This window comes from Aeromicrobium wangtongii (assembly GCF_024584515.1).
In the GTDB taxonomy this organism is placed as follows: Bacteria; Actinomycetota; Actinomycetes; order Propionibacteriales; family Nocardioidaceae; genus Aeromicrobium; species Aeromicrobium wangtongii.
Genome location: NZ_CP102173.1, coordinates 3517807 through 3541302, shown reverse-complemented (window position 1 = coordinate 3541302; position 23496 = coordinate 3517807). Strand labels below are relative to the sequence as shown.

Annotated in this window: 22 protein-coding genes; 10 read left to right on the top strand and 12 right to left on the bottom strand. The window is 70.5% G+C overall.

From position 1 onward, the window contains the following. Position 1: 1 nt before the first annotated feature. Entirely contained in the window at positions 2–2902 is a 2901-nt protein-coding gene (locus tag NQV15_RS17375; protein ID WP_232403732.1) for a glycosyltransferase, read from the bottom strand. A 104-nt stretch (positions 2903–3006) separates the two neighbouring features. Further along, positions 3007–3945: an EamA family transporter gene (locus NQV15_RS17370; protein WP_232403730.1), complete on the bottom strand. Its 939-nt coding sequence runs from the start codon at positions 3943–3945 to the stop codon at positions 3007–3009. Positions 3946–4004: 59 nt separating this feature from the next. On the opposite strand from NQV15_RS17370, the gene NQV15_RS17365 reads away from it, so the two are divergent. The 5 genes from NQV15_RS17365 (at position 4005) to NQV15_RS17345 (ending at position 9667) form a co-directional block, all read left to right on the top strand. Continuing rightward, positions 4005–4988, top strand: a complete 984-nt coding sequence (locus NQV15_RS17365) for a TIGR03557 family F420-dependent LLM class oxidoreductase (protein WP_232403729.1) — start codon at positions 4005–4007, stop codon at positions 4986–4988. 29 nt (positions 4989–5017) lie between these two features. After that, the gene (locus NQV15_RS17360; RefSeq protein ID WP_232403727.1) at positions 5018–6079 is read left to right on the top strand and encodes a histidinol-phosphate transaminase; all 1062 of its coding nucleotides are present in this window, start codon (positions 5018–5020) and stop codon (positions 6077–6079) included. 167 nt (positions 6080–6246) lie between these two features. Next, positions 6247–7368, top strand: a complete 1122-nt coding sequence (gene pdhA / locus NQV15_RS17355; protein WP_232403726.1) for a pyruvate dehydrogenase (acetyl-transferring) E1 component subunit alpha — start codon at positions 6247–6249, stop codon at positions 7366–7368. Then, positions 7365–8342 (top strand): alpha-ketoacid dehydrogenase subunit beta, encoded by a 978-nt coding sequence (locus NQV15_RS17350; protein ID WP_232403724.1) that lies wholly within the window; start codon positions 7365–7367, stop codon positions 8340–8342. The genes pdhA and NQV15_RS17350 overlap by 4 nt, the downstream gene beginning before the upstream one ends. A 26-nt stretch (positions 8343–8368) precedes the next feature. Further along, positions 8369–9667, top strand: a complete 1299-nt coding sequence (locus tag NQV15_RS17345; protein WP_232403722.1) for a dihydrolipoamide acetyltransferase family protein — start codon at positions 8369–8371, stop codon at positions 9665–9667. A gap of 3 nt (positions 9668–9670) precedes the next feature. On the opposite strand, the gene NQV15_RS17340 is transcribed toward NQV15_RS17345, so the two are convergent. Beyond that, on the bottom strand, positions 9671–10267 hold the full coding sequence (locus tag NQV15_RS17340) for a DUF1684 domain-containing protein (protein WP_232403720.1): 597 nt from the start codon (positions 10265–10267) through the stop codon (positions 9671–9673). A gap of 62 nt (positions 10268–10329) precedes the next feature. Here NQV15_RS17340 and NQV15_RS17335 point away from each other — a divergent pair, with 62 nt between their 5' ends. Genes NQV15_RS17335 through NQV15_RS17325 form a run of 3 tightly spaced genes read left to right on the top strand, consistent with a single transcriptional unit; the run spans position 10330 to position 13446 of the window. Continuing rightward, complete coding sequence (locus tag NQV15_RS17335; RefSeq protein ID WP_232403718.1) at positions 10330–11625, top strand: MFS transporter; 1296 nt, start codon at positions 10330–10332, stop codon at positions 11623–11625. A gap of 34 nt (positions 11626–11659) precedes the next feature. After that, on the top strand, positions 11660–12661 hold the full coding sequence (locus NQV15_RS17330; RefSeq protein ID WP_232403716.1) for a methylenetetrahydrofolate reductase: 1002 nt from the start codon (positions 11660–11662) through the stop codon (positions 12659–12661). Beyond that, a complete protein-coding gene (locus tag NQV15_RS17325; protein ID WP_232403714.1) occupies positions 12658–13446 on the top strand; it encodes a class I SAM-dependent methyltransferase in 789 nt (262 codons plus the stop codon). Before NQV15_RS17330 ends, NQV15_RS17325 begins: the two co-directional genes overlap by 4 nt. A gap of 8 nt (positions 13447–13454) precedes the next feature. Here the strand turns inward: NQV15_RS17325 and NQV15_RS17320 are convergent, their stop codons facing one another. The 4 genes from NQV15_RS17320 to NQV15_RS17305 form a co-directional block, all read right to left on the bottom strand. Continuing rightward, the gene (locus NQV15_RS17320) at positions 13455–14291 is read right to left on the bottom strand and encodes an alpha/beta fold hydrolase (protein ID WP_232403712.1); all 837 of its coding nucleotides are present in this window, start codon (positions 14289–14291) and stop codon (positions 13455–13457) included. Then, on the bottom strand, positions 14288–15607 hold the full coding sequence (locus tag NQV15_RS18150) for a 13E12 repeat family protein (RefSeq protein ID WP_304523596.1): 1320 nt from the start codon (positions 15605–15607) through the stop codon (positions 14288–14290). Before NQV15_RS18150 ends, NQV15_RS17320 begins: the two co-directional genes overlap by 4 nt. A 112-nt stretch (positions 15608–15719) precedes the next feature. Next, positions 15720–16652 (bottom strand): oxidoreductase, encoded by a 933-nt coding sequence (locus NQV15_RS17310; RefSeq protein ID WP_232403710.1) that lies wholly within the window; start codon positions 16650–16652, stop codon positions 15720–15722. A 37-nt stretch (positions 16653–16689) separates the two neighbouring features. After that, positions 16690–17229 carry a hypothetical protein gene (locus NQV15_RS17305; RefSeq protein WP_232403709.1) on the bottom strand — a complete coding sequence of 180 codons (540 nt, stop codon included), beginning with the start codon at positions 17227–17229 and terminating at the stop codon, positions 16690–16692. Between the two features lie 242 nt (positions 17230–17471). On the opposite strand from NQV15_RS17305, the gene NQV15_RS17300 reads away from it, so the two are divergent. Further along, on the top strand, positions 17472–17966 hold the full coding sequence (locus NQV15_RS17300) for a pyridoxamine 5'-phosphate oxidase family protein (RefSeq protein ID WP_232403708.1): 495 nt from the start codon (positions 17472–17474) through the stop codon (positions 17964–17966). Positions 17967–18059: 93 nt separating this feature from the next. On the opposite strand, the gene NQV15_RS17295 is transcribed toward NQV15_RS17300, so the two are convergent. From NQV15_RS17295 to NQV15_RS17285, 3 genes are all read right to left on the bottom strand, one after another. Further along, positions 18060–19922: an acyl-CoA dehydrogenase gene (locus NQV15_RS17295; protein WP_232403707.1), complete on the bottom strand. Its 1863-nt coding sequence runs from the start codon at positions 19920–19922 to the stop codon at positions 18060–18062. Positions 19923–20045: 123 nt separating this feature from the next. Further along, complete coding sequence (locus tag NQV15_RS17290) at positions 20046–20654, bottom strand: HAD family hydrolase (protein WP_232403706.1); 609 nt, start codon at positions 20652–20654, stop codon at positions 20046–20048. A gap of 71 nt (positions 20655–20725) precedes the next feature. After that, a complete protein-coding gene (locus tag NQV15_RS17285) occupies positions 20726–20857 on the bottom strand; it encodes a hypothetical protein (RefSeq protein ID WP_255670396.1) in 132 nt (43 codons plus the stop codon). A gap of 113 nt (positions 20858–20970) precedes the next feature. On the opposite strand from NQV15_RS17285, the gene NQV15_RS17280 reads away from it, so the two are divergent. Next, a complete protein-coding gene (locus tag NQV15_RS17280) occupies positions 20971–21888 on the top strand; it encodes a LysR family transcriptional regulator (RefSeq protein WP_232403705.1) in 918 nt (305 codons plus the stop codon). A gap of 105 nt (positions 21889–21993) precedes the next feature. Here NQV15_RS17280 and NQV15_RS17275 read toward each other — a convergent pair whose 3' ends face one another. Beyond that, positions 21994–22683 (bottom strand): hypothetical protein, encoded by a 690-nt coding sequence (locus tag NQV15_RS17275; protein WP_232403704.1) that lies wholly within the window; start codon positions 22681–22683, stop codon positions 21994–21996. A gap of 192 nt (positions 22684–22875) precedes the next feature. Continuing rightward, the gene (locus NQV15_RS17270; protein WP_232403702.1) at positions 22876–23478 is read right to left on the bottom strand and encodes a TetR/AcrR family transcriptional regulator; all 603 of its coding nucleotides are present in this window, start codon (positions 23476–23478) and stop codon (positions 22876–22878) included. Between the last annotated feature and the right edge of the window lie 18 nt (positions 23479–23496).

Below are 23496 nucleotides of genomic sequence, written 5' to 3'. Positions count from 1 at the left end.
GCTAACCGCCGAGGTGGTGCTCGACGCCCAGCGCGTCGAGCACATCGGCCAGCAGCGTCGTGGCCCGTGCGTCGAACGCCTCCGTCATGTCGTCGGAGTACACCAGGTCGAACCTGTCGACGAGCCCGGCGTCGACGGTCGGGTCCGCATCGCCGACCCACAGCACGTTCGTGGCCCCGGGCTGAGGAGCGACGGGCACGTCACCGGCGATCGCCAGCACGACGTCGTCGAGGTGGTCCGACCGCAGCCTGACGTGGCTCTCACGGCGGTCGACGACGACCTCCTGGCCGAGCCGGCGCAGAGCACCGGCGAGGTGGCCGGCGAGCACCGTGTCCGGCGCGAGGTCCCCCGCCGGGCCGGGCTCGGCCGCGGTCTTGACCGCCCATCGCAGGCTCGGAAGCCCGGCGGCGGGACCCTCGAGCACCTGTCGCGGCGGTCGCGTGACGACCGGCTCGCCGGTGCGGAGCCCGCTGCGCGGATGCTGCCGGGAGGCGCGGTAGTGAGCCAGGTGGAGGCCCGCACTCTCGTACTTGCCGGCATCGCTGCCCGGCAGACGGTGCAGCCAGCGGTCCATGAACACGATCCGGTTCTGCCCGACGGCCTCGAAGCGCCCGGCGGACTGGCTCTCGGCGTGCAGCACGACCGAGTCGAGGGCGACGCGGAAGTCGCCCCCGAAGTTCCCGCTGAGTCGAAGGCACAGATCGACGTCCTCGAGCCCGTTGACGTACACCGGGTCGAAGCCCCGCAGCTGATGGATCTCGGCGGCCCTGCCCGCCATCGTGGCCGCGGTGATCGCGGAGAACCGGGTCTGGCCCGCCGCGAGGACGTCCTCGACCGGATGCCCCTGCAGGAAGTGCCAGGGGAAGGCCCCGCGGTGGAAGACCGTGCCGCCGGTCTGCGCCGTGCCGTCGTTGAACAGCAGCAGCGGCTGGGCGGCCCGGACCGAGGGGTCGTCGAGGGCGTCGAGCAGCGGCCGCAGCCAGCCCGGGGCCGGGACGGTGTCGTTGTTCATGAAGACCACCCGCCGGCCGGTCGACGCCAGGAAGGCGAGATTCGAGCCGGTGGCGAAATTGGTGTTCCTGGGGACGCGGACGTGGGTGACCCGCGGCTCGTCCCCGTGTATCGCCTCGATCAGCGCACCCACGCTGCGTCGTGAACCGTTGTCGAGCAGCACGATCTCGACGTCCTCGTCGACGGTCGTCGCCAGGATCGACGCCACGACCCGCGTCGTCATGGCCCAGTCCTCGTACACGGGGATCAGCACCGAGACCCGGCTCTCCTCACGCGGACCGTCGGCCGACCAGTCGCAGATCTGGGCGGCCCGCACGACGTGCTCGTACGCGCGGGTGCTGTGCCGGACCCCCACCGGCTTCGGATCGGCCTCCAGGCCGATCTGCGGCACGAAGACGGGGTCGACGGTTGCCGATGCGCGAAGCAGGAAGTCCCAGTCGGCGAATGCGGGGAGGGCGGGGTCGTACCCGCCGACACGGTCGAACAGTGATCGCGAGACCAGGGCGGTGCGGATGGCTGCCTGGGGCTCGCCCCAGATGAGACCGTCCCGCGAGTACGGCTCGCCCATCACCAGTGCGTCGTGGCTGGGGGCCGAGGTCGTCGCCGAGTACACCAGCTCCGTCCCGGCTTCGAGCATCGTCATGATCGAGCGCCGGTAGAAGCCCGCCCGAGGCGTGTCGCGCGGGTGCCACACGTGCACGTACTCGCCGGACGACTGGCGGACGGCGGCGTTGATGCGCTCGGAGTGATTCGTCGAGGAGGTCGTCACGACCGTCACCCGTGGATCGAGATCACCGATCCGCGGGTCGTCGCTGCTCGCGGCGGCCACGATCTGCAGGGCCGGGTCGTCGTCCAGGATCTGCGCGATCCGGCGCTTGGTGCGGCCCGTGGCCCGGGAGAGGTCGAGGACGATGCTGACCGACGGCGGCCGCTCCGTCGTGGCGATCTCGTGCGACGCCTGGGCGTCCCATGGTCTGGCGGCTCCCCAGGTGCGGAGCTGCTGCTGGGCCGCGAAGGTGACGGCGGCGTCGAACAGGGAGCTGCGGAGCTCGCCCCAGGACCTCGGCGCGAGAGCCGCATCGACGGGCCAGGTCGTCGAGTCCGCGGTGGCGGCGGTGAGGAAGTGGCCGAGCGGACCGCCGGGGTGGTCGGCTGCGTCCGGGACCTGCGCGAGATAGGCCACCGGGTCGAAGTGGGGATGCGGGCTCACCGTGGCCAGGTCCGCGCCCAGGTAGTCCTCGATCAGGGACGGCGCCGTGGCCCCGCTGCGCTCGGCGAGCCACTCGGGCTCGAAGAGGGGATTGGCGGCCAGCCCGGCTGCCTCTCCCACGCTCAGGTAGTGCCAGAGGGCTGCGCGCCGCGACCCGAAGACCGCGCCGGTCTGGGCCTGGTAGAAGTCGACGTCGAACAGCTGGGACGCCAGCACCGTGGGCATCGTCCGGGCCCGCACCGCCACCGCCTCCTGCACGGCGGTCCAGTCGACCGGGTCGCCCGATGCGAGGTGCAGGACGACCGCGTCGTCGGGACGTCGCTCGGTGGCGGCGTAGTGCCCCGCGACACCGCCCGGATGGCTGCTCGCGGAGGGGACGGCCGCGACATAGCCGGTCCAGTCGTACGCCGTGCTGAACCGGTGCGACTCGACCGGCGTCGTCGACGTCAGGGCCGCGGCGAGCGCGGCGGCGCGCTCCGTTTCGTGCGCCACCGACGGGTCGATCAGCGGATGCGGGAGGAGCCCGTCGCCGGCGCCCTGGGACAGGTAGTGCTCGACCGCCTGACGCGCCGACGTGAACTGGGTGCCGGCCTGTGCCTCGTAGAACGAGGGCAGGAACAGTCCGCTCTCGAGCACGCGCTGGGCGGGGCCGCGGTGGCGGAGGCGCGACGAGAGGTGCATGGAGAAGGTGTCCTTTGCTGCGGAGCTCCGGCGGGGACGGCCTGATGTCCGGCGCCGCGATCGGCTCCAGCGTAGAGGGTCGTCAGCCCGCCGAGGGCATGATGTCAGGGCGGCGGGACGGCCAGGGCGACCTTGCGGGACGTCTGCGCGAGCACGATGCCCGCCAGCACCGCGACGGCCCCGACGACCTGCACGGGGGTGAGGGACTCACGGAACCAGCCCCAGCCCAGCACCACGGCGATGACGGGCTCGAGCATCGCCACGACGGTCACGATCGTGGCCGGCAGGTGCCGCAGCGCGACCATCTCCAGGAAGAACGGCACGACGGTGCCCAGCACCACGACCATCGCCAGGACGAGCCAGGGATTGACCGACACGTCGCCGAGCCGGCCGAGACCGCTGGTCGTCCGCGGCAGGTCGGGGGTCGTCCAGATGGGCCGGATGAGGTTCATGCAGACCGTCGCGACGACGAAGGCCCACAAGATGACGCGCAGCGGGTCGTCGAAGCCCACGTTGTGCTCCCCGAGCAGGAAGTAGGCCGCGAAGCACACCGAGGCGAGCAGGGCCATGACGACGCCGAGGCCGTCGAAGGCCAGGCCGGTCCACACGCGGCTGACGACCGCGAGGCCGACGACGGCCAGCGCGACGGCGCCCCACATGCGCGGCCGCACCTCCTCCTTGCGCACGAACCGGACCCACAGCACCACGAGCACGGGTGCGAGGTACTCGATCAGCAGCGCGATGCCGAGCGGCAGCCGGTCGATCGCCACGTTGTAGGTCAGCTGCAGCCCGGTGACGCCCACCAGCCCGAGGGCGATGACCAGCAGCAGCGCCGTGCCTCGCGGCCGTCGCAGCGCGGAGCGGCGGAACACCGCGGCGTACGCGACGAAGACGGCCGTCGCGCCGGTGATGCGCAGGGTCGTGAACGACTCCGGGCTGAGCCCGGACCCCATCGCGACGCGCGAGACGCCTCCGTTGACGCCGAACAGCACGGCCGCCAGCACGACGAGCGCGTAACCCAGGCGGGCGTTGGGATGTGACACGCGGCGATTGTGTCAGGTGCGGGCGGTGTGACGGGCCGGACGCTGGGTAACTGGTCGGCATGACGAGCTTCGGTTACACCCTGATGTGCGAGCAGTCCGATCCGTTGTCGCTGGTGCGCGATGCCGTCGCGGCCGAGGAGGCCGGATTCGGCCTGGCCGTGATGAGTGACCACTTCAACCCTTGGCTGGACGAGCAGGGCCACAGCCCCAATGCGTGGCCGACCCTGGGTGCCGTCGCCCAGGCGACGTCGCGGCTCGAGCTCATGACGTTCGTGACCGCGCCGATCGCTCGCTACCACCCGGCGGTCATCGCGCAGCAGGCCGCGACGGTGGGCCTGCTCAGCGAGGGCCGGTTCACGCTCGGGCTCGGGGCGGGGGAGAACCTCAACGAGCACGTGATCGGTGAGGGCTGGCCGCCCGCGAACGTCCGGCACGAGCGGTTCAGCGAGGCGCTGGACATCATCAACGCGCTGTTCGACGGCGGCTACGTCAACTACGTCGGCGACCACTACCGCGTCGACTCCGCCAAGCTGTGGGACGTGCCCGAGACCCGCGTCCCGATCGGGGTGGCGGTCAGCGGCCAGCAGTCGATCGAGGTCTCGGCGCCGCGGGCCGACGTCATGATCGCGGTCGAGCCCGATCCCGAGCTCGGGCCGGCCTTCGACGCCGCGACCCGCGCGACGGGCCCGGCGCGCAAGGTCGGCCAGCTGCCGATCTGCTGGGACGACGACCGGGACGCGGCCGTGACCCGCGCCCACGAGCAGTTCCGGTGGTTCGCGGGCGGCTGGAAGGTCAACGCCGAGCTGCCCGGGCCGGCCGGATTCGCCGGCGCGACCCAGTTCGTGCGCCCGGACGACGTGGCCGAGCAGATCCCGTGCGGATCGGACGTCGCGGCGATCGTCGAGGCGGTGCGGCCGTTCGTCGACGCAGGCTTCACCGATGTGGCGCTGATCCAGATCGGCGGCGATCACCAGACGCCGTTCCTGGACGCTGCGTCCTCGAAGATCCTGCCGGCACTGCGATCGGAGTTCGGGGACCAGTGAGGCTCGATCCGCAGGTCTAGGGTTTGCCCATGAGCATTCCCCGCGCCCGCAAGGCCCTCGACGGCATCCCGGCCTACCGAGCCGGGAAGCCTGCGCTGACCGAGGCCCACAAGCTCTCCAGCAACGAGAACCCCTACGCACCGCTGCCCGGTGTCATGGAGCGCGCGGGCAGCGAGCTGGCCCGGATCAACCGGTACCCGGACGCCGGGATGACCGTGCTGCACGAGGCGTTGTCCGAGCGGTTCGGGCTGCCGACGGATCACTTCGCGGCCGGCACCGGATCGGTCGCGGTGCTGTTCGCGCTGCTCAGCGCCCATCTGGAGGCCGGCGACGAGATCGTCCACGCCTGGCGCTCGTTCGAGGCCTATCCGATCGCCGCCGACCTGACCGGTGCGACGAGCGTCCGGGTGCCGCTGCGCCCCGACGCGACCCACGATCTCGAGGCGATGGCCGCGGCCGTGACCGACCGCACCAAGGTCGTCCTGGTCTGCACGCCCAACAACCCCACGGGCCCGGTCGTGACCGCCGCCGAGCTGTCGGCCTTCCTCGACGCGGTGCCCCGCCACGTGCTGGTCGTGGTGGACGAGGCGTACGTCGAGTTCGTCCGCGACCCGGAGGCCGCGAGCGGCCTGGTGGCGCTGGCCGAGCACGACAACGTCGTGGTGCTGCGGACGTTCTCCAAGGCGTACGGCCTGGCCGGGCTGCGCATCGGCTACGCGATCGCCCATCCCGAGATCGCGGCCTCGATCCGCAAGGCCACCCCGCCGTTCGCCGTGACGGACCTGTCCCAGGCCGCCGCCGTGGCGTCCCTGGAGGCGCAGGAGGCGCTCGACGAGCGTGTCGAGCTGATCGTGCAGGAGCGCATCGCGGTGGTGGAGATGCTGCGCAAGCAGGGCTGGGACGTCCCCGACACCGAGGCCAACTTCGTGTGGCTGCCGCTCGGTGAGGACGCGATGGACTTCGCGCTGGCCTGCGACCCCGTCTCGGTGCGCCCGTTCCCGGGCGAGGGGGTGCGCGTCAGCATCGGGATGCCCGAGGTCAACGCCCAGCTCGTGGCCCTGGCCGGGCAGTGGCTCGAGGCGCGCGCCTGAGCGGACGCCCCGAGGTGGAACTGCGGGCCGCGGGCCGCTACGGTGGACATCGATGTGACGCCAGTCACCTCGAAGCGAGTTCCGTCGTCCGCCACCCCTGTGACGTGCAGGACCCGCGGTTTGGCACCGGCGCGGTGATCCCGCCTCCCGGTTGATGGAGGAGTCCCATGAATCCGTTGACGTCCCACCCAGGCACCCCCGAGGTGCCACTCGTGCAGCTGCTCACGCCGACCGGTCAGCGGGTGGAGAACCCCGACCACGACTTCGCAGGCGACCGCGCCGAGATCGAGTCCCTGTACCGCGACCTCGTGATGACCCGCCGCGTCGACACCGAGGCATTCGCCCTCCAGCGCCACGGCGAGCTCGGTCTGTGGCCGCCGGCGCTCGGCCAGGAGGCCGCCCAGGTCGGCTCCGCTCGCGCGCTGCGCCCGCACGACTTCGCCTTCCCCAGCTACCGCGAGCACGGCGTCGCCTGGTGCCGCGGTGTCGACCCCGCCCAGCTGCTGGGCGTCTACCGCGGCTCGGAGATGGGCGGCTGGGACCCCGCTGACCACCAGCTGGCGCTGCCGAACATCATCATCGGATCGCAGGCGCTGCACGCGACCGGCTATGCGATGGGGCTGACCCTCGAAGGGCTGGTCGGCACCGGTGACCCGGACCGCGACAGCGCGGTCATCGCGTACTTCGGTGACGGCGCCACGAGCGAGGGCGATGTCAGCGAGGCCCTCGACTGGGCGGCGGTCCAGCAGGCGCCGGTCGTGTTCTTCTGCCAGAACAACCAGTACGCGATCTCGGTGCCCGTCGCCTCGCAGTCCCGGGTGCCGATCGTCCAGCGCGCCGCCGGGTTCGGCATGCCGGGCGTCCGCGTCGACGGCAACGACGTCCTGGCCTGCCGCGCCGTCACCGAGCGCGCGCTGCAGCGGGCCCGCGACGGCCAGGGGCCGACGCTCATCGAGGCCGTGACCTACCGCATGGGACCGCACACGACGTCCGACGACCCGACGCGCTACCGCGGGGCGGCCGAGGTGGACGAGTGGAGGGCCAAGGACCCGATCGAGCGCGTCCGTCTGCTCCTGGAGGCCGAGGGCACGCCGCCGGAGTTCTTCACCGACCTCCAGGCCGAGGCCGACGCCCTGGGCGTCCACCTGCGTGAGGCGTGCCAGCGCATCGCGGAGCCCGACCTCGCGGTGCTGTTCGACCACGTCTTCGCCGAGCGCACCGTCGAGAACGACCAGCAGAAGGCGGAGTTCGTCGCCTGGCGCGACGCGATCGAGGGGAGCGTCGCATGACTGTCCGCATGAGCATGGTCAAGGCGCTCAACACCGGTCTGCGCGCTGCGATGGAACGCGATCCCAAGGTGCTCGTCATGGGCGAGGACGTCGGCCGGCTCGGTGGCGTCTTCCGCGTCACCGAGGGGCTGCAGAAGGACTTCGGTGACGGCCGGGTCATGGACACGCCGCTGGCAGAGTCGGCGATCGTCGGCACCGCGATCGGTCTGACGTTCCGGGGCTTCCGCCCGGTCGTGGAGATCCAGTTCGACGGCTTCGTCTACCCCGCCTACGACCAGATCGTCAGCCAGGTCGCCAAGCTGCACTTCCGGTCCCAGGGGCGGGTGCGGATGCCGATCGTGATCCGCATCCCGTTCGGCGGGGGCATCGGTGCGATCGAGCACCACTCGGAGAGCCCCGAGGCGCAGTTCGCGATGACGGCCGGCCTCAAGGTCGTCTCGTGCTCCGACCCGAACGACGCGCACTGGATGATCCAGCAGGCCATCGCCTCGGACGACCCGGTCGTCTTCATGGAGCCGAAGCGCCGCTACTGGGAGACCGGCGAGGTCGACACCGAGTCGGCGCCGCAGGGCCTGTGGTCGTCGCGGGTCGTGCGCCCCGGCAAGGACGCGACGCTCATCGCGTACGGACCGATGGTCAAGACCTGCCTGGACTCGGCCCGCGCGGCCGAGGCGGACGGTCTCGACCTGGAGGTCATCGACCTGCGGACCCTGTCGCCGCTGGACCTGGAGCCGGTGTTCGAGTCGGTGCGCCGCACCGGCCACGCCGTGGTGGTGCACGAGGCGTCCCGGACGCTGGGCCTGGGTTCGGAGATCTCCGCGCGGATCACGGAGGAGTGCTTCTACTCGCTGGAGTCGCCGGTGCAGCGGGTCACGGGCTTCGACATGCCGTACCCGCCGAGCCGCGCCGAGCACGACTTCCTTCCGGGGCTGGACCGCATCCTCGACGCCGTCGACCGCGCCCGCGCGTTCTAGATCCCCGCGGACTGAGGAGCTTTTTCATGAACCAGTTCAATCTTCCCGATGTCGGCGAGGGCCTGACCGAGGCCGAGATCGTGGCGTGGCACGTCAAGGTCGGCGACGTCGTCGCGATCAACGACGTCATCGTCGAGATCGAGACCGCCAAGTCGATCGTCGAGCTGCCCAGCCCGTTCGCCGGGGTGGTGCAGGCGCTGCACTCCGCCGAGGGCGACACCGTCGAGGTCGGTGCGCCGATCATCTCGATCGGCGACGTGGCCGACGGCGCCCCCGAACCCGAGCCGGCGCCGGACGCGGCTCCTGCGGTCGAGCCGGAGCCGGCCCGTCAGCCGATGCTGGTCGGATACGGGCCCGGCGCCGACCAGGTCGTGCGCCGGCGGCGCGTGCCCGCGGCGCCCACGTCGGTCGCGTCGGTCGACACCGAGAAGGTGGCGCAGCGTCCCCGTCCGCTGGCCAAGCCGCCGGTGCGCAAGCTCGCCAAGGATCTGGGCGTCGACCTGGCCGAGGTCGTCGCGACCGGCGACGTCATCTCGCGCGCCGATGTCCAGGCCCACGCGGGAGGTCATCCCGCACGGCCCGCAGAGGCCACGCCCGGGATGACGTCCCGGGTCGGGGACGCCGAAGGTGACATCCGGATCCCGATCAAGGGGGTGCGCAAGTGGACCGCCGAGGCGATGGTGCGATCGGCGTTCACCGCACCGCACGTCACCGAGTGGGTGACCCTCGACGTCTCGGCCACGATGGACCTGGTGGCCAGGCTGAAGTCCGACCGCGCCTTCGCCGGCGTCAAGGTCTCCCCGACGCTGATCGCGGCCAAGGCGATCTGCCTCGCGCTGCGCCGCACGCCCGAGCTGAACGCGACGTGGGACGAGGACGCGCAGGAGATCGTCGTCAAGAAGTCGGTCAACCTGGGTGTCGCCGCGGCGACCGAGCGCGGTCTGGTCGTGCCGAACATCGTCGGTGCCGAGCAGATGTCGCTGGTCGAGCTCGCTGCGGCGCTCGGCGAGCTGACCAGCACGGCCCGCGCCGGCCGCACCCAGCCGGCGCAGATGTCCGGCGGCACGTTCACGCTGACCAACATCGGCGTGTTCGGTGTCGATGCCGGCACCCCGATCCTCAACCCGGGCGAGTCCGGGATCCTGGCGCTCGGCGCGATCGAACGGCGGCCGTGGGTCGACGAGAACGACGCCGTCGTGCCGCGGTGGGTCACGACCCTGGCCCTGAGCTTCGACCACCGCGTCGTCGACGGTGAGCAGGGCTCACGGTTCCTGGCCGACGTGGCAGCGATCCTGCGGGACCCGGCGCTGGCGCTGACGTACTGAGCCTCAGAGCCGTTCGCCGGCCTCGACCCGGACGTCGATGGTGTTGCCCGGTGGGGCCAGGGGGCATTGCCAGCGCGGGTCATAGCGGCACGACGGGTGGTACGCGAAGTTCAGGTCGAGGGTGAGCGTGCGATCCGTGCCGCCCAGCCAGGCGCCCTTGGCGGTGTCCAGGAGATAGCGGCCACCGCCGTACGAGCCGTCACCCGCTGTGCCGTCGCGCAGGGGGATGAAGATGCCGCCGCCGTACTGGCGCAGCCACCAGACGTCGAGCGTCCCGCCGATGGGCAGGACGGCACGACCGATCGGATGCATCTGGATCGTGCCGTCGTCACCGGCATCGACGAGGCGCGGCTCCGACTCCGGGACGGGCTCCAGCTCGACGTCGAACCGCAGCGCGGGGTCGTAGGGCCAGTACGGCAGGCCGGAGCCGCGCAACGGGTCGTCGGCCGCCAGCGGTGTCTGCGGGTGCGAGGCGAACAGCTCGTCGCGGCCCGTGCGCCACAGGTCCCAGCCTGCGTGTGGATCGGGCTGGGCGCGTACCGCGTCGTAGAGCCCGGCGACGCGTTGGCGCCAGTCGACGAGGGTCAGCGAGGAGATCATGCATTCCACGGTGGCACATGCCCGGCACGACGCACCCCTGCAGCGCATCTAGGATCGATCCAGTGAGCCAGCCTGTCCAGACCCGGTACCCGGGCGCCTATGCGATCTGGGTCGTCGGCCTGTTGGTCTACCTGCTGGCGGTGTTCCACCGTTCGTCGCTCGCGGTCGCCGGTCTGGCCGCCTCCGACCGCTTCGACATCAAGGCGTCGCAGCTCGCGACGTTCACGATGCTGCAGCTGCTGGTCTACGCGGGAATGCAGATCCCGGTGGGTCTGATGGTCGACCGGTTCGGCCCGCGGAGGGTGCTGCTGACCGGTGCGATCGTGCTGACCCTCGCCCAGGCCGGTTTCGCCTTCGCCGACACCTACGCGCTCGCGCTGGTCGCCCGGCTGTTCGTCGGCGTCGGGGACGCCATGACGTTCGTGTGCGTGCTGCGACTGGTCAACACCTGGTTCGCCCCGCGCCGCATCCCGCTGATGACCCAGCTGACCGGCGTCATCGGACAGCTCGGCGCGATTCTCGCCGCGGTGCCGATGACGGCCGCGCTGAGCCATCTGGGCTGGACCAAGTCGTACCTGCTGGCCGCGTCGCTGGGCATCTTCTTGTCGATCGCGCTGTTCGTGGTGGTGCGCGATCATCCCGAGGCGCGGACGACGAACGGCCCCGCGCTGTCGCTGGAGCAGATCCGGCACAGCCTGGGCGCCTCCTGGGCCCAGCCGGGGACCCGGCTCGGTTTCTGGATCCATTTCTCGACCCAGTTCAGCGCGACGACGTTGGGCCTGCTGTGGGGCTACCCGTTCTTCGTCCGCGGTGAGCACGTGTCGAAGGGGTTCGCAGGGCTGCTTCTGACGCTGATGGTCGTGGCGGTCATGGCGGCCGGACCAGTCCTGGGCTGGGCGATCGGCCGGCACCCGTGGCACCGCTCGACGATCGTCCTGTCCATCGTCGGATCGATCGTCGTGATGTGGACGATCGTGCTGGCGTGGCCCGGCACGGCCCCGGGATGGCTGCTGATCCTGCTGGTGCTGGTCACCGGCGTCGGTGGCCCCGCCTCGATGATCGGCTTCGACGTCGGGCGCACGTCCAATCCGATCGAGCGCATGTCCAGCGCCACGGGGATCATCAACCAGGGCGGATTCGTGGCCAGCCTCATCCTGGTCATCGCGATCGGGCTGATCCTGGACTGGCGGACTCCCGGCGGCGGCACCGCCTACACGCCCGAGGCGTTCCGCTGGGCCATGTCCTTCCAGTACGTCCTGTGGGCGCTCGGCATCATTCAGATCTGGCGCTACCGGGTCCGCACCAGGGCCAAGGTCATGGCTGAGAATCCCGAGGCGTACGGGCGGACTCGGCTGTAGGCGGCTGCGGCCGAGCCGGTCTAGAGTCTGAGAGGTGTCCTGCCCGAAGCTGATGACGTTCGGCCCGTGCGGGGGTGTTCGGGACGACGCGTCGTGCGAGCTCGACGCACGTCCCTGCCCGTTCGCAGGGCCCGGCGCGCAGGTCGTCTCGTGGGACCGCGAGCCGCCCGCTCCGACGTCCCCGGGCAGCACGCTGCTGGCAGCCGCGCAGCAGCGGCCGGTCGTGCTGACCGATCTCGCGATCCCGTCGTTCGACCCCGACGGGCTCGCCGCCGTCACCCGCGCGCTGGCCGGATCGTGCGATGCCGTGCTGGTCGGCGAGCACCAGAACCACCCCGACTTCCCGCCGACGCTGATGGCGGCCCTGATCGCGCAGGCCAGCGGCGTCGCGTGGGTGACCCTCGCCTGCCGTGACCGCAACCGCCTGGTGCTGGAGCAGGAGCTGGCCGGTCTCGCGGTCGCCGGCGTCGACGGGGTGCTGTGCGTGACCGGAGACGTCCGGGCGCAGGGGGTGCGGCCCGATGTCACCCAGGTCTTCGACCTCGACGGGACGCAGCTGGCAGAGCTCGCGCACCGGGCCGGTCATGCGGTCGCCGTCCCCGAGGCGCCGTCGGCGGCCCCGCGGCAGCTGCGGCCCGCACGGCTGGTGCAGAAGCAGCGTGCCGGCGCCCACCTGGCCGTCCTGAACCACGTGGGCAGCGCGGCCGAGGTCGCGTCGTTCGTCGCCGCCTCGCGCGAGCTGGGCCTGACGATCCCGGTGATCGCCGCGGTCGCGGTCTACACCGACGAGCGGTCGGCGCAGGTCCTGCAGAACTTCCCCGGGCTGCACCTCGACCCCGCGCAGGTCACGCAGGTGCTTGGCGCCGGGGACGTGCGGTCCGCGGGCATCGAGATGGCGCTGCGGGAGGCGCGGGAGCTGCTGGCCATCGACGGGGTGGCAGGCGTCAATCTGTCCGGCCTGGCCTCCGGCGACGGCGCCATGGCAGGCGCACAGGTCAAGGCCGAGATCGGTCACCGGATCCGGGAGGAAGCATGAGCGAGTCAGAACCCGTGGCAGAGGCGATGGTCGACGAGTTCGACACGGTCGCCTGGTGGACGGCGTCCGCTGTGGCGGAGCTGGGTGAGGACCATGCCCTGCCGGCTGCGTGCCGGGGCAGCGGCAGCCCGGCAGGGCTGGACTGGCTGGCCACCGCGATGGGGCTGGAGCCGGGCACGAGTCTGTTGGACTCCGGCGCCGGTGTCGGCGGGCCGGCGGAGTACGCAGCCCGCACGTATGACGTGCGTCCGGTGTTGGCCGAGCCGATGGAGGGCGCCTGCCGGGCCGCACGGCGCCTGTTCGACCACCCCGTCGTGGTGGCCGACGGACTGGCCCTGCCCTTCGGCGACGAGGCATTCGACGCCGTCTGGTCACTGGGCGTGCTGTGCACGATCGAGGACAAGCAGACCTACCTGGAAGAAATGCGCCGGACGGTCGTCCCCGGCGGCGCGGTCGGCCTGCTGGTCTACACCCGCGCCGTGGAGACGCTGCCCGACCAGCCCGAGGGGAACTCCTTCCCCAGCCGAATCGAGCTGCTGGCCGCTCTGGAGGCGGCAGGCCTCACGGTGCTCGACGAGAAGCCGCTGGCCGACCTCGCGAGCACCCCCGATGACTGGGACCGCGCCGCGACCGAGGTCGAGGAGGTCGTCGAGCGCGACCATCACGGCGACGAGCGGTGGCAGAACGCCCAGGCACAGCAGGAGACGATCGTGCGGCTGATCGCCGAGGAGCTCGTCGTCGGCCTGCTGGTCAGCTGCCGCAGAGCGGAACCGTCGACCGGTTGAGCCACCGATCAGCGGAGCAGGAGGTCGCGTACCAGGCCCGCGACGAGCTCTGGCTTCTCGAGGCCGGGGAGATGGGCCACTCCCGGCAGCACCCGCGCGGGTCCCTGCCCCAGTCGGCGGGCCGTCTCCTCGTAGAACGGCAGGTCCGGCGGGAGGTCGAGGTCGCCGTAGGCGCACAGGGCCGGGACGGACACCTCGCCGAGCCGCGTCCAGGCGTCAACGCCGGAATCGCCAGCGTCGTCCGGTGCCCCAATCTCGAGGATCTGTCGGTTCATCGTCGCGAACAGGTCTCGTGCCGGTCCACCCACGCGGCCCGCGGGGGCGGCCGGTCCGTCGAGCCAGAGGTGCGCGAGGGCGGCGATCCGTTCCTCGGTGTCGACGTCGGGGTCCTCGGCCGGCTCCAGGAGGGCCGCAGTGGTGGGGTCGAGCTGCCAGTCGAACGGGGTGTCGTCGTCGGTCATGCCGGAGACCGCCGCACCGATGAGGACGAGTCCGGCGATCCGCGAGGGGTGAAGCAGGGCGGCGTCCAGCGCGAGCGCGCCGCCCATCGAGTTGCCGACGAGTAGTGCGCGACTGATGCCGAGTCCGTCGAGGACGGCCATGAGATCGTCGACGTGCGTGAACGCCGACGGATCGATCGCAGCTGGTGTGTCGCCGTAGCCGCGGCGGTCATACGCGACGCTGTTGAGCCCGTCGGCGGCCAGCAGGTCGCTCACCGACTCCCAGGATCGACGATCGGCGACGCCCGCATGGAGCAGGACGACGGTCTGTCCGGCGCCTCTGCGCCTCGTCGCGGCGATCTGGGTGCCGTCGGCTGCCGGGACGCTGAGCTGCTCAGTGGTCATGGGTGTGAACGTAGTCCGATGACCGGCCGAATGTAAGGAGCTCCGAACGTGCCTATTGGCGTAGGTGGCCGGGCAGCAGGGGCGGCGGGTCGGACCGGTATTGGTGGCCGGTGGGGGTTCGCCAGACGGTGGCTTTGCCGTCGGCGGTGACGGCCCAGCCCGGCAAATGTTTGATCGTGTGGGATCTGGGGCAGAGGCCTTGGCCGTTGTCCTTGACCGACAGTCCGCCGTGCTCGTAGGCGTGGACGTGGTCGTCGTGGCGGACCTTGGCATCCTCCATCGCCGCTACGCGCCTTGTGCGATGGCTCCATTGCCGGTTGGCGGCAGTACTGGTCGCGGGTGCGGATGTGCGCCGAGGTGGTGCGGTCGAACCTGCGGCGGCGTGGTTCGCGGACGGCCAGGGTGCCGTCGACGGGGTCGATGAACAACCGGCGGACCGAGGCGCGGGGTGCGCGGGCGATGATCTCCTCGGCCACATCGGGGCAGATGGGCCCGTAACCGGTCAGCTCGACCGGAGTGTCGCCGCCGGCGACCAATGTCTTGGCGTCCAGGACCAGGTTGAGCTCGACGTCGCAGTCCTCTGCGTAGGTCAGGCCGGTGACGCGTTCGACGAGGGTCTGGCACATGATCTGCCCGCGGGTGCGGGGATCGCCGGTGGCGCGCAGGCCGGTGGCGTACTCGTCCAGGGCTTTGTAGGCGGCCAGGATCTGCTCGGCGGGGCCGCGGACGTGCAGGTGCGCGACGCCGTCCTTGTCGGGGAACATCGACACGCGTTGATCGGCGCGGTTGCGGGTGGCGCGCTGGTGGGCGGCTTCGGCGTCGATGCTGATGACGACGCGGGCGGCAGCACGTCTGGCTTCGGCGGTGGTCAGGCCGGGCAGCTTGGGGGCCAGTTCGCCGTCGGCGACGATGAGGTCGTCGACGTGCAGGGAGTCGACTTCGTGGGCGATGCCCCGGACGGTCGCTTCGCTGATGACACCGGATGTGAACAGGGCGAACACGGCGGGCATCTGCGCCATCACCAGCGCGACACTGACCTGGGTGCCGGCTGCGGTGGGGCCGATGTTGCGGGCCATCGCCACTTCGCCGATGACCGACAGGGTCGGGTCTCCAGTGCCCAAGGGCATCAGTTTGGTGCGCTCAGAATGCAGTCCGGCGATCTGCGCCAGCTGTTCGGCCTGCAGGGCCCGGATCCCACGATCGAGGGCCACGATCGCATCGATCCGGTGGGCGCCGCGGTCCAGAACGGGGTCTGTGCCGAAGTCGTGGGCGCGCACCTGAGTCAGTACTGACTCGGTCGGCGCGTCCTTGAACATACCTCCACACTAGGGGCGACCACCGACACATAATTCCTGCGAGATCAGCGTTTTCCACCGGTCCGGTTGCACTCGATCGGTGTGCCGACCCGAAGTTCGGACACGACCGGTGTCAGACCTCGAACTTGATGTCGGTGGCGGCCTCGGAAGCCGCCCACAGCTCGTCCGCCAGCTGTTCGTCGCGGGCGATCTTGGTCATGCCGACCAGCTTGGGCCGGCCGCGGGCGCCGCCGAGGTTGGCCGGGCCGACGTACTCGCCGCCGGTCAGCGACGGATCGGTCGCGGCCATCAGCAGCGGCCAAGCGCCGTGGGCGGCGGGCTGGGCGATGATGCGGGTGATCTGGTGGACGGCGATGCCCGGCAGTGACAGGCCGTTGACCGAAGGACCGGTCTTGGTCAGGTTCGTCGAGGCGTACCCGGGGTGGGCGGCGACGCTGACCACGGCGCTGCCGGAGGCCTTGGCGCGGCGGTCGAGCTCGAGGGCGAACATCAGGTTCGCGAGCTTGGACTCGCTGTACGACTGCCAGCGGCGGTAGCGTCGCGAGCTGCCCGCCGGCGTGAGCGAGTCCAGATCGATGCCGCGCGCCGAGGCGTGGGCGCTCGACGAGACGGTCACCACTCGGGCGCCGCTGGCGTCCAGCAGGGGCCACAGTCCCGCGGTCCACGCGAAGTGCCCCAGGTGGTTGGTGCCCATCTGCAGCTCGAAGCCGTCCTTGGTCCGTGCCGTGGGCGTCAGCATGATGCCGGCGTTGTTGATCAAGACGTCGATGCGGTCGTACGCGGCGGCGACCTCGGCCGCGGCGCGCTTGGCGTCTGAGATGTCGGCCAGGTCGAGTGACACCACGTCGACCGTCGTCCCGGGGGAGTCCTTCTGGATGTGGGCCACGGTGTCGTCGGCCTTGGCGCCGTCCCTGGCGGTCACCACGAGCTTGGCTCCGTGGCGGGCGAGCCCCAGGGCGGTGTGAAGGCCCAAGCCTCCGGTGACACCGGTGATCACGGCACGCTTGCCGGTCAGGTCGGGAATGTCGTCGGTGCTCCAGGTCATGCGGTCACGCTACTGGCGCCGGGGCGTCCCCGCTGTCTCAGTCGACGACGGCCGAGGCCAGGTGTGCGTCCCGGCGGGCCTGGCGGCGGCACCAGAATATCCAGCCCGCCAGCACCGCCCCGGCTGCGATCCCGATGTACGCAATGCCGCGACCGTTGTTGACCCGCGAGCTGTACCCGGTGACCGTCGCGTAGCCGTACGAGGCGTTGTCGGTCCGCTTGTCGGTGGGCGTGCAGACGATGCGCAGGCCGTCGCGTCCCTGCTCCAACAGGCCGATCAGGTGCCAGCGGGTGCCGTCGGAGTCGGCGGTCACGTCGACGCCCTTGTCGGGGATCTCGATGCGGCCCTTGTCCTTGTCGCCGTAGCGGCCCCGACACAAGATGTCGCGGTCGTCCTGGACGATGTCGGTGTAGATCGCCAGGGTCGCCCCCTTGGCGTCGACCCGCTCGGTCGCGGGCGTCACCCTCGCATCACGCACGGGCTCGAAGGCGCTCGCGGCGACCGCGGTGGCGGCCATCGCGCTGCCGATGGCCAGCAGGAACGCCGCGAGGTACCACAGGGGGTTGGTGAGTCGCACCCGCCAACTTTCGCACACGCGCCGCCGCGCTCGTCGCCACCTACAGGCTGGTCAGCGGCTCGTCGGAGCCGGTGCCCTCCGGATTCGGATCGTTGACGCCGGGCTGGGCCTCGGTCGCGGGATCGGGCTGCGGCTCGTGCACGGGTTCGCTCATGGTTCGGTCCTCTCGTGAGCCCGTCCCGTACCCGGATGCCGCGCCGCTACACGGGCGTGGGGCACTCCGTGTGGGGTACGTCACGGCCATGACTGACACCGCACCCGCTGCCGACACCGCCAAGCTCGTCGAGCTCACGAAGGACTCACGCTTCGTCATGATGACCACGATCGACGACCGGGGGCACCTGGTGAGCCGGCCGATGGCACGCCAGGAGATCGATCTGGACGCCGACATGTGGTTCATCGCCACGCGCGACTCCCGCAAGGTCGCCCACATCCGGGCCAATCCGGTCGTGGGGCTGGCGATCACCAGCCAGAGCTCGTGGGTCTCCATCTCCGGACGCGCCGAGGTCGTCGACGACACCGCCAAGCTCAAGGAGCTGTGGAACACCTTCGCCGAGGCATGGTTGCCGGAGGGCCCCGAGGACCCCAACGCGATCCTGATCCACGTCGATGCCGAGACCGCGGAGTACTGGGACTCCCCGGGTGGACGGGTGGCAAGCCTGCTGAGCCTGGTGAAGGCCAAGGCCACCGGCAAGCCCTACGAGGGCGGCGACCACGCGAAGGTCACCGATCTGTAGGCCCCAACAGCAAGATGTCGGCGCACATGTATCGATCGGCACGAGCCGTTCGTACATGTGCGCCGACATCTTGGGGGCGTCGGTGCGGTCGAGCTAGAACGCCGCTTCGTCCAGCTCCATCACGGAGGCGTCGATGTTCTCGGCGATCGCGCGCTCGCCGGCCAGCAGCGGCAGGACGTTGCGGGCGAAGAACGAGGCCGCAGCGACCTTGCCCTCATAGAACGCCTTGTCGGCGCCCGAGACACCGGCGTCGAGCTTGGCCTGCGCCACCTCGGCGCCGCGCAGCAGCAGCCAGCTGACGACCAGGTCGCCCAGGACATACACGAGGCGGGTCGTGTTGAGGCCCACCTTGTAGATGTTCTTGATGTCGCCGTTCTCATCGGCCGGGTTGGCCGACATCAGATCGGTGAAGACGGCGCCGATGATGGCCTGCGCGTCCTCCAGGGCCTTGGCGAGCAGGTCGCGCTCGACCTTGAGGCGGCCGTTGCCGGCCTCGCTCTTGACGAAGGCCTCGATCTCGGCCGCGAGGTGACCCAGCGCCTGGCCCTTGTTCTTCACGATCTTGCGGAAGAACAGGTCCTGGCCCTGGATGGCGGTCGTGCCCTCGTAGAGGGTGTCGATCTTGGCGTCGCGGACGTACTGCTCGAGCGGGTAGTCCTGCAGGAAGCCCGATCCGCCGAACGTCTGCAGCGACTCGGTGCCCAGCAGGGTCCACGAGCGCTCCGAGCCGTAGCCCTTGACCAGCGGCAGCAGCAGGTCGTTGATGGCCTCCTCGAGGGATGCGTCCTGACCGGCGGCCTCCTTCATCATGACGTCGTCCTGGAAGGTCGACGCGTAGATCATCAGCGAACGCAGGCCCTCGGCGTACGCCTTCTGCGTCATCAGCGAACGACGCACGTCGGGGTGGTGCGTGATCGTGACGCGCGGGGCGGTCTTGTCCGACGACTGGGTCAGGTCGGCGCCCTGGACGCGCTCCTTGGCGTAGTCGAGGGCGTTGAGGTAGCCGGCCGACAGGGTCGCGATGGCCTTCGAGCCGACGAGCATGCGGGCGTTCTCGATGACGCGGAACATCTGGTTGATGCCGTCGTGCACCTCGCCGAGCAGCCAGCCCTTGGCCGGGGTGCCGTCGCCGAAGGTGACCTCGCAGGTCGTGGAGACCTTGATGCCCATCTTCTTCTCGACGTTGGTGACGTAGGCGCCGTTGCGCTCGCCGGTCAGCTCACCGGTCTCGAGGTCGAAGTGGAACTTCGGCACGAGGAACAGGCTCAGGCCCTTGGTGCCGGGGCCGCCGACGCCTTCGATGCCCTGCGGGCGGGCCAGGACGAGGTGCATGATGTTCTCGGTCATGTCGTGCTCGGCCGAGGTGATGAAGCGCTTGACGCCCTCGATGTTCCACGAGCCGTCCTCGTTCTGGAACGCCTTGGTGCGGCCGGCGCCGACATCGGATCCGGCATCGGGCTCCGTCAGCACCATGGTGGCGCCCCAGCGGCGGTCGACCATGTGCTGGGCGATCTTCTGGTCACGCTCGGTGCCGTTCTCGAACACGATGCGCGCGAAGGCGGGGCCGCAGGCGTACATCCAGACGGCGGGGTTGGCACCCAGCACGAACTCGGCGCCCGACCAGATCAGCGAGGCGGGGCCGCGCTGGCCGCCGAGCTCCTCGGGGATCTGGATGCGCCACCACTCGGCGTCCATCCAGGCCTTGTACGACTTGGCGAACGCGGGGTTCATCGTGACGGTCTTGGCCTCGGGGTCGTAGACCGGAGGGTTGCGGTCGGCGTCGGCGAACGACGCGGCGAGCTCGGTGACGGCAAGGCGCTCGATCTCGCCGAGGATGCTCTTGGCGGTGTCGGCGTCGATCTCCTCGAAGGGACCCTGACCGTAGACACTGCCGCGGTCGAACAGCTCGAAGAGGTTGAACTCGACGTCGCGCAGGTTGCTCTTGTAATGGCTCATGCCAGCATTCCTTCGTGGGGCGGCGCTGCAGGGGGCAGCTTGCTACTGGTTAGTAACTTAAGTATCCGCCTTCAGGTGGGCCAAAAACAAGCGGGGTGGGTCAGCGGGCGACTGTCGGCCCCGTCACACCTGGCCGGCCAGGCGCTCGCCGAACCAGTCGGCGAACGGCTCCAAGCCGTCCAGGACGATGCCCGCGCCGGCCACTGAGAGCTCGTCGGCGCTGCACGGTCCGGTGCTCACCGCGACCCCGAAGGCACCCGAGGACTGCGCGGCCTCCATGTCATGGACGTGGTCGCCGACATACACGTTCGCCCCCTCGGCGCGCAGCACGTCGGCCTTTCCCTCGCGCCAGGCGCGGCCGAAGACCTCGTCGATCGCCAGACCGAGCCGGTCGACGTGCAGCTGGGCGCTCGGTCCGTGCTTGGCGGTGATCAAGATGGTGCGGCCGATGCGCCGGGCGGCCTCGACGGCCTCGTGGGCGCCGGGCATCGCTGCGACGAGGTCAGGGGCGATCAGCGGATAGAGCTCGCGGTAGCGGTCGGCCAGCCGCGGCACCTCGGCGTCGGGGAACCAGTGCGCGAGCTCCCACTCCAGCGGCGGCCCGAGGCGGGACGTGACCAGGCCGGTGTCGATCGCGACGCCGGTCTCGGTGGCGAGCTGCTCGTACACCGCGCCGATCCCGGGGCGGGAGTCGATCAGCGTCATGTCCAGGTCGAAGCCGGTCGTCGTCATGGCACCGACGTTACGTCCAGACATGACAAGAGCCCCCGCGACGTGTCGTGGGGGCTCCGTTCAACGGGTGATCAGCGAATGCTGAACGGGGGTGTGTAGGTGCGCTCCGGGATGCGTCCGTAGCCGTCGGTCGAGACGGCGCGGACGGTCTTGGAGATACCGATCACGGAGACGGCCCCGATGATGATTCCGAGGACGAGCATGGTGCCTCCTGAGGCGTTCGAGTACGAACCGCCGTGGTCCGTGAGTTAATTGTTGCGCTCTCAACCATCAAGGACAAGCGAACAAAACTGCATGTAACGTATAGTTTGACTACATGGACATTCATCGGCTCGCGTTGCTGCGGGAATTGGCCGAACGGGGCACCGTGGGGGCGGTCGCGGATGCGATGAAGGTCACACCGTCCGCGGTGTCCCAGCAGTTGAAAGTCCTCGAACGCGAGGCCGGATACGTCCTCGTCGAGCCGGCCGGACGCGGCGTCGCGCTCACCGCTGCCGGGCGCGCACTGGTCCAGACCGCGACGGAGATCGCCGTCGCGATCGAGCGCGCGGAAGGGCGGTGGCGTGAGTACATGGAGCGTCCCGCCGGGCAGGTGCGCATCGCGACGTTCCCGACCGGAGGCGAGATGCTGCTGCCGGGGACGCTGACCCGGATGGCCGACGTCCCGGAGGTCGAGCTGATCTGCTCGGACGAGGACGGCGTCAGGATCGACTTCGCCGATCTGACCCCCGACTACGACGTAGTCATCGCCGACTCCCCGACCACGTCAGCGACCTGGCACGAGCGCGGGCTGCAGATCGTCCCGCTGATGAGCGAGCCGCTGGACGTGGCGCTGCCCGAGGGGCACCCGCTGGCGCGCAAGGCGAGCCTCTCGCCCAAGGACGTCGTCGGCGAGACGTGGATCGGCGTCCCGCACGACTATCCGTTCGACCGGGTGCTGAGCCAGGTCGTCGCCGCGACCGGTGAGCCCGTGCACGTCGCGCAGCGCATCGCCGACAACGGCATCGTCGAGGCCCTCGTCGCCGGCGGGCACGGCATCGCGATCCTGCCGCGCTTCACGACCCGTGATCACGGCAACGGTCTGGTGACCCGGCCGCTGGTGGGCATCCGCGCCAAGCGCGAGATCGCCGCGCTGCTGCGTCCGGACCGGTTCGAGCGTCCGTCGGTGCGGCTCGTCGTGCAGGCGCTGCGCGAGGAGGCCCGCGCGGTCGCCGACCTGCACAACGCCGGCTGACCGCACGACGACGCAGTGGGCGCCTCCGGGGGAGAGGCGCCCACTGCGGTCCGTGCCTTCACCTCGTCCCTTCGACAAGCTCAGGGAGCGGGGGGAGCGGCTGGGTCAGGCGGCGGGGGTGGTGTTGACGGTGATCTTCGCGACGCCGACCTCGAGCTGGTCGGTGACCGCGTCGGTCTTGAACGTGTCGTTGAGCAGGCTGGCCGCGACGGGGCTGATGAACACCTTGGTGCCCTCGAGGATCGCGGTCTCGCCCTCCACCTGCAGCGGCTTGAGGGTCGCGCCGCGCAGCTGGAAGATGAACGCCGAGCTGGCGGCGGTCTTGCCGTTGACCGAGACGTCGCCGTAGACGCGCGAGATGCCCGGGTCCACGTTGAGGTTGGTGATCTCGACCTTGGTGTCACCCGCGGTCAGTGAGAAGCCCGAGCCCTCGTGCTGGATCTGGCCGATGACGTACGGCTTGGCCTCGCCCTTCTTGAACACGGTGACGTTGCCGCCGGTGACCGGGAAGATCAGCGACCCGTCCTCGAGCTTCGCGTCGCCGACCACGCCGGGCGTCAGGCCGAGCGACGTGAGGGCGTCGGTGAAGCCGGGGTCGAGCTTGACGGCGGTGTCCTTGCCCGACAGGGCGTTGATGCGGGCGACGGGCTTGGCGACCGAGACCTTGGACTCCGACGACGACGAGCTGGCCGAGTCCGAGGAGTCCGACGACGAGCAGGCCGCGAGCGGGAACGCAGCGACGGCGGCGAGGGCGATTCCGGCGAACATCTTCTTGTGCGAGCGGGTGGTGATCATGTGAGCCACATCCTTGGTTGATCGTGCTGGTGAGGTCGGGGGCCTTGCACCAGTGGTTCGCCGTGGGTGTGGACGTGGATGGGTGGTCGGACGGGCTGCCGGGCGCCATCCCCGGGTTTCGCGCTGCGATTGCAGGATGAAATCCGGACAAAAATTCTGTCCGAGCCGGCCGGTCATCGGTCTCGGCGGGGCTCAGCTCGGGGACGTGATGGGCGCCTGCAGCAGGCCCGTGATCGCGTCGCAGAGGAAGTTTCCCGCCTGCGACCACTGCGGCACGTCGGTGTCACGGGCCTCGATGTCGGCGCAGGCCGTGGTGAGGATGTGGGTCATCAGGCGCATGCGCGCATTGACGATCGTGGGGTCCAGGTGCTCGAGCCTGCGAGCGACCGACGCGATGACCGACGCGGCAATCGGGGCCCGGTCGCGTTTCTCCATCACCAGGGCGACCGCCGCCGGATAGGCATAGGCCTGCTGGAGGAATCGGGCGCGGTAGCTCGGTGTCGGCAGTGCTGCGAACGCCGACGTCACCGGCAGGACGAGCGCGCGGACGTCCCCCAGCAGCGAGTCGGACTGCTCGAACAGGGCCTTGCGTGCGGGCTCGAGGCCCGTGAGGTGGCGGTCGAGCAGCGCGTCGAGCAGTCCGTCGCGCCCACCGAAGTAGTAGCGGACCGCCGAGTGGTTGCTGTTGCCGGCGGCCTCCGCGATCTTGCGGTCCGAGACCGCGGCGATGCCGTTCTCGGCGAAGAGTCGCTCCGCGGCGTCGAGCAGGTCGCCACTGGCGTCGGCGCGGGGCATGGATCTCCTTGGCGTGGG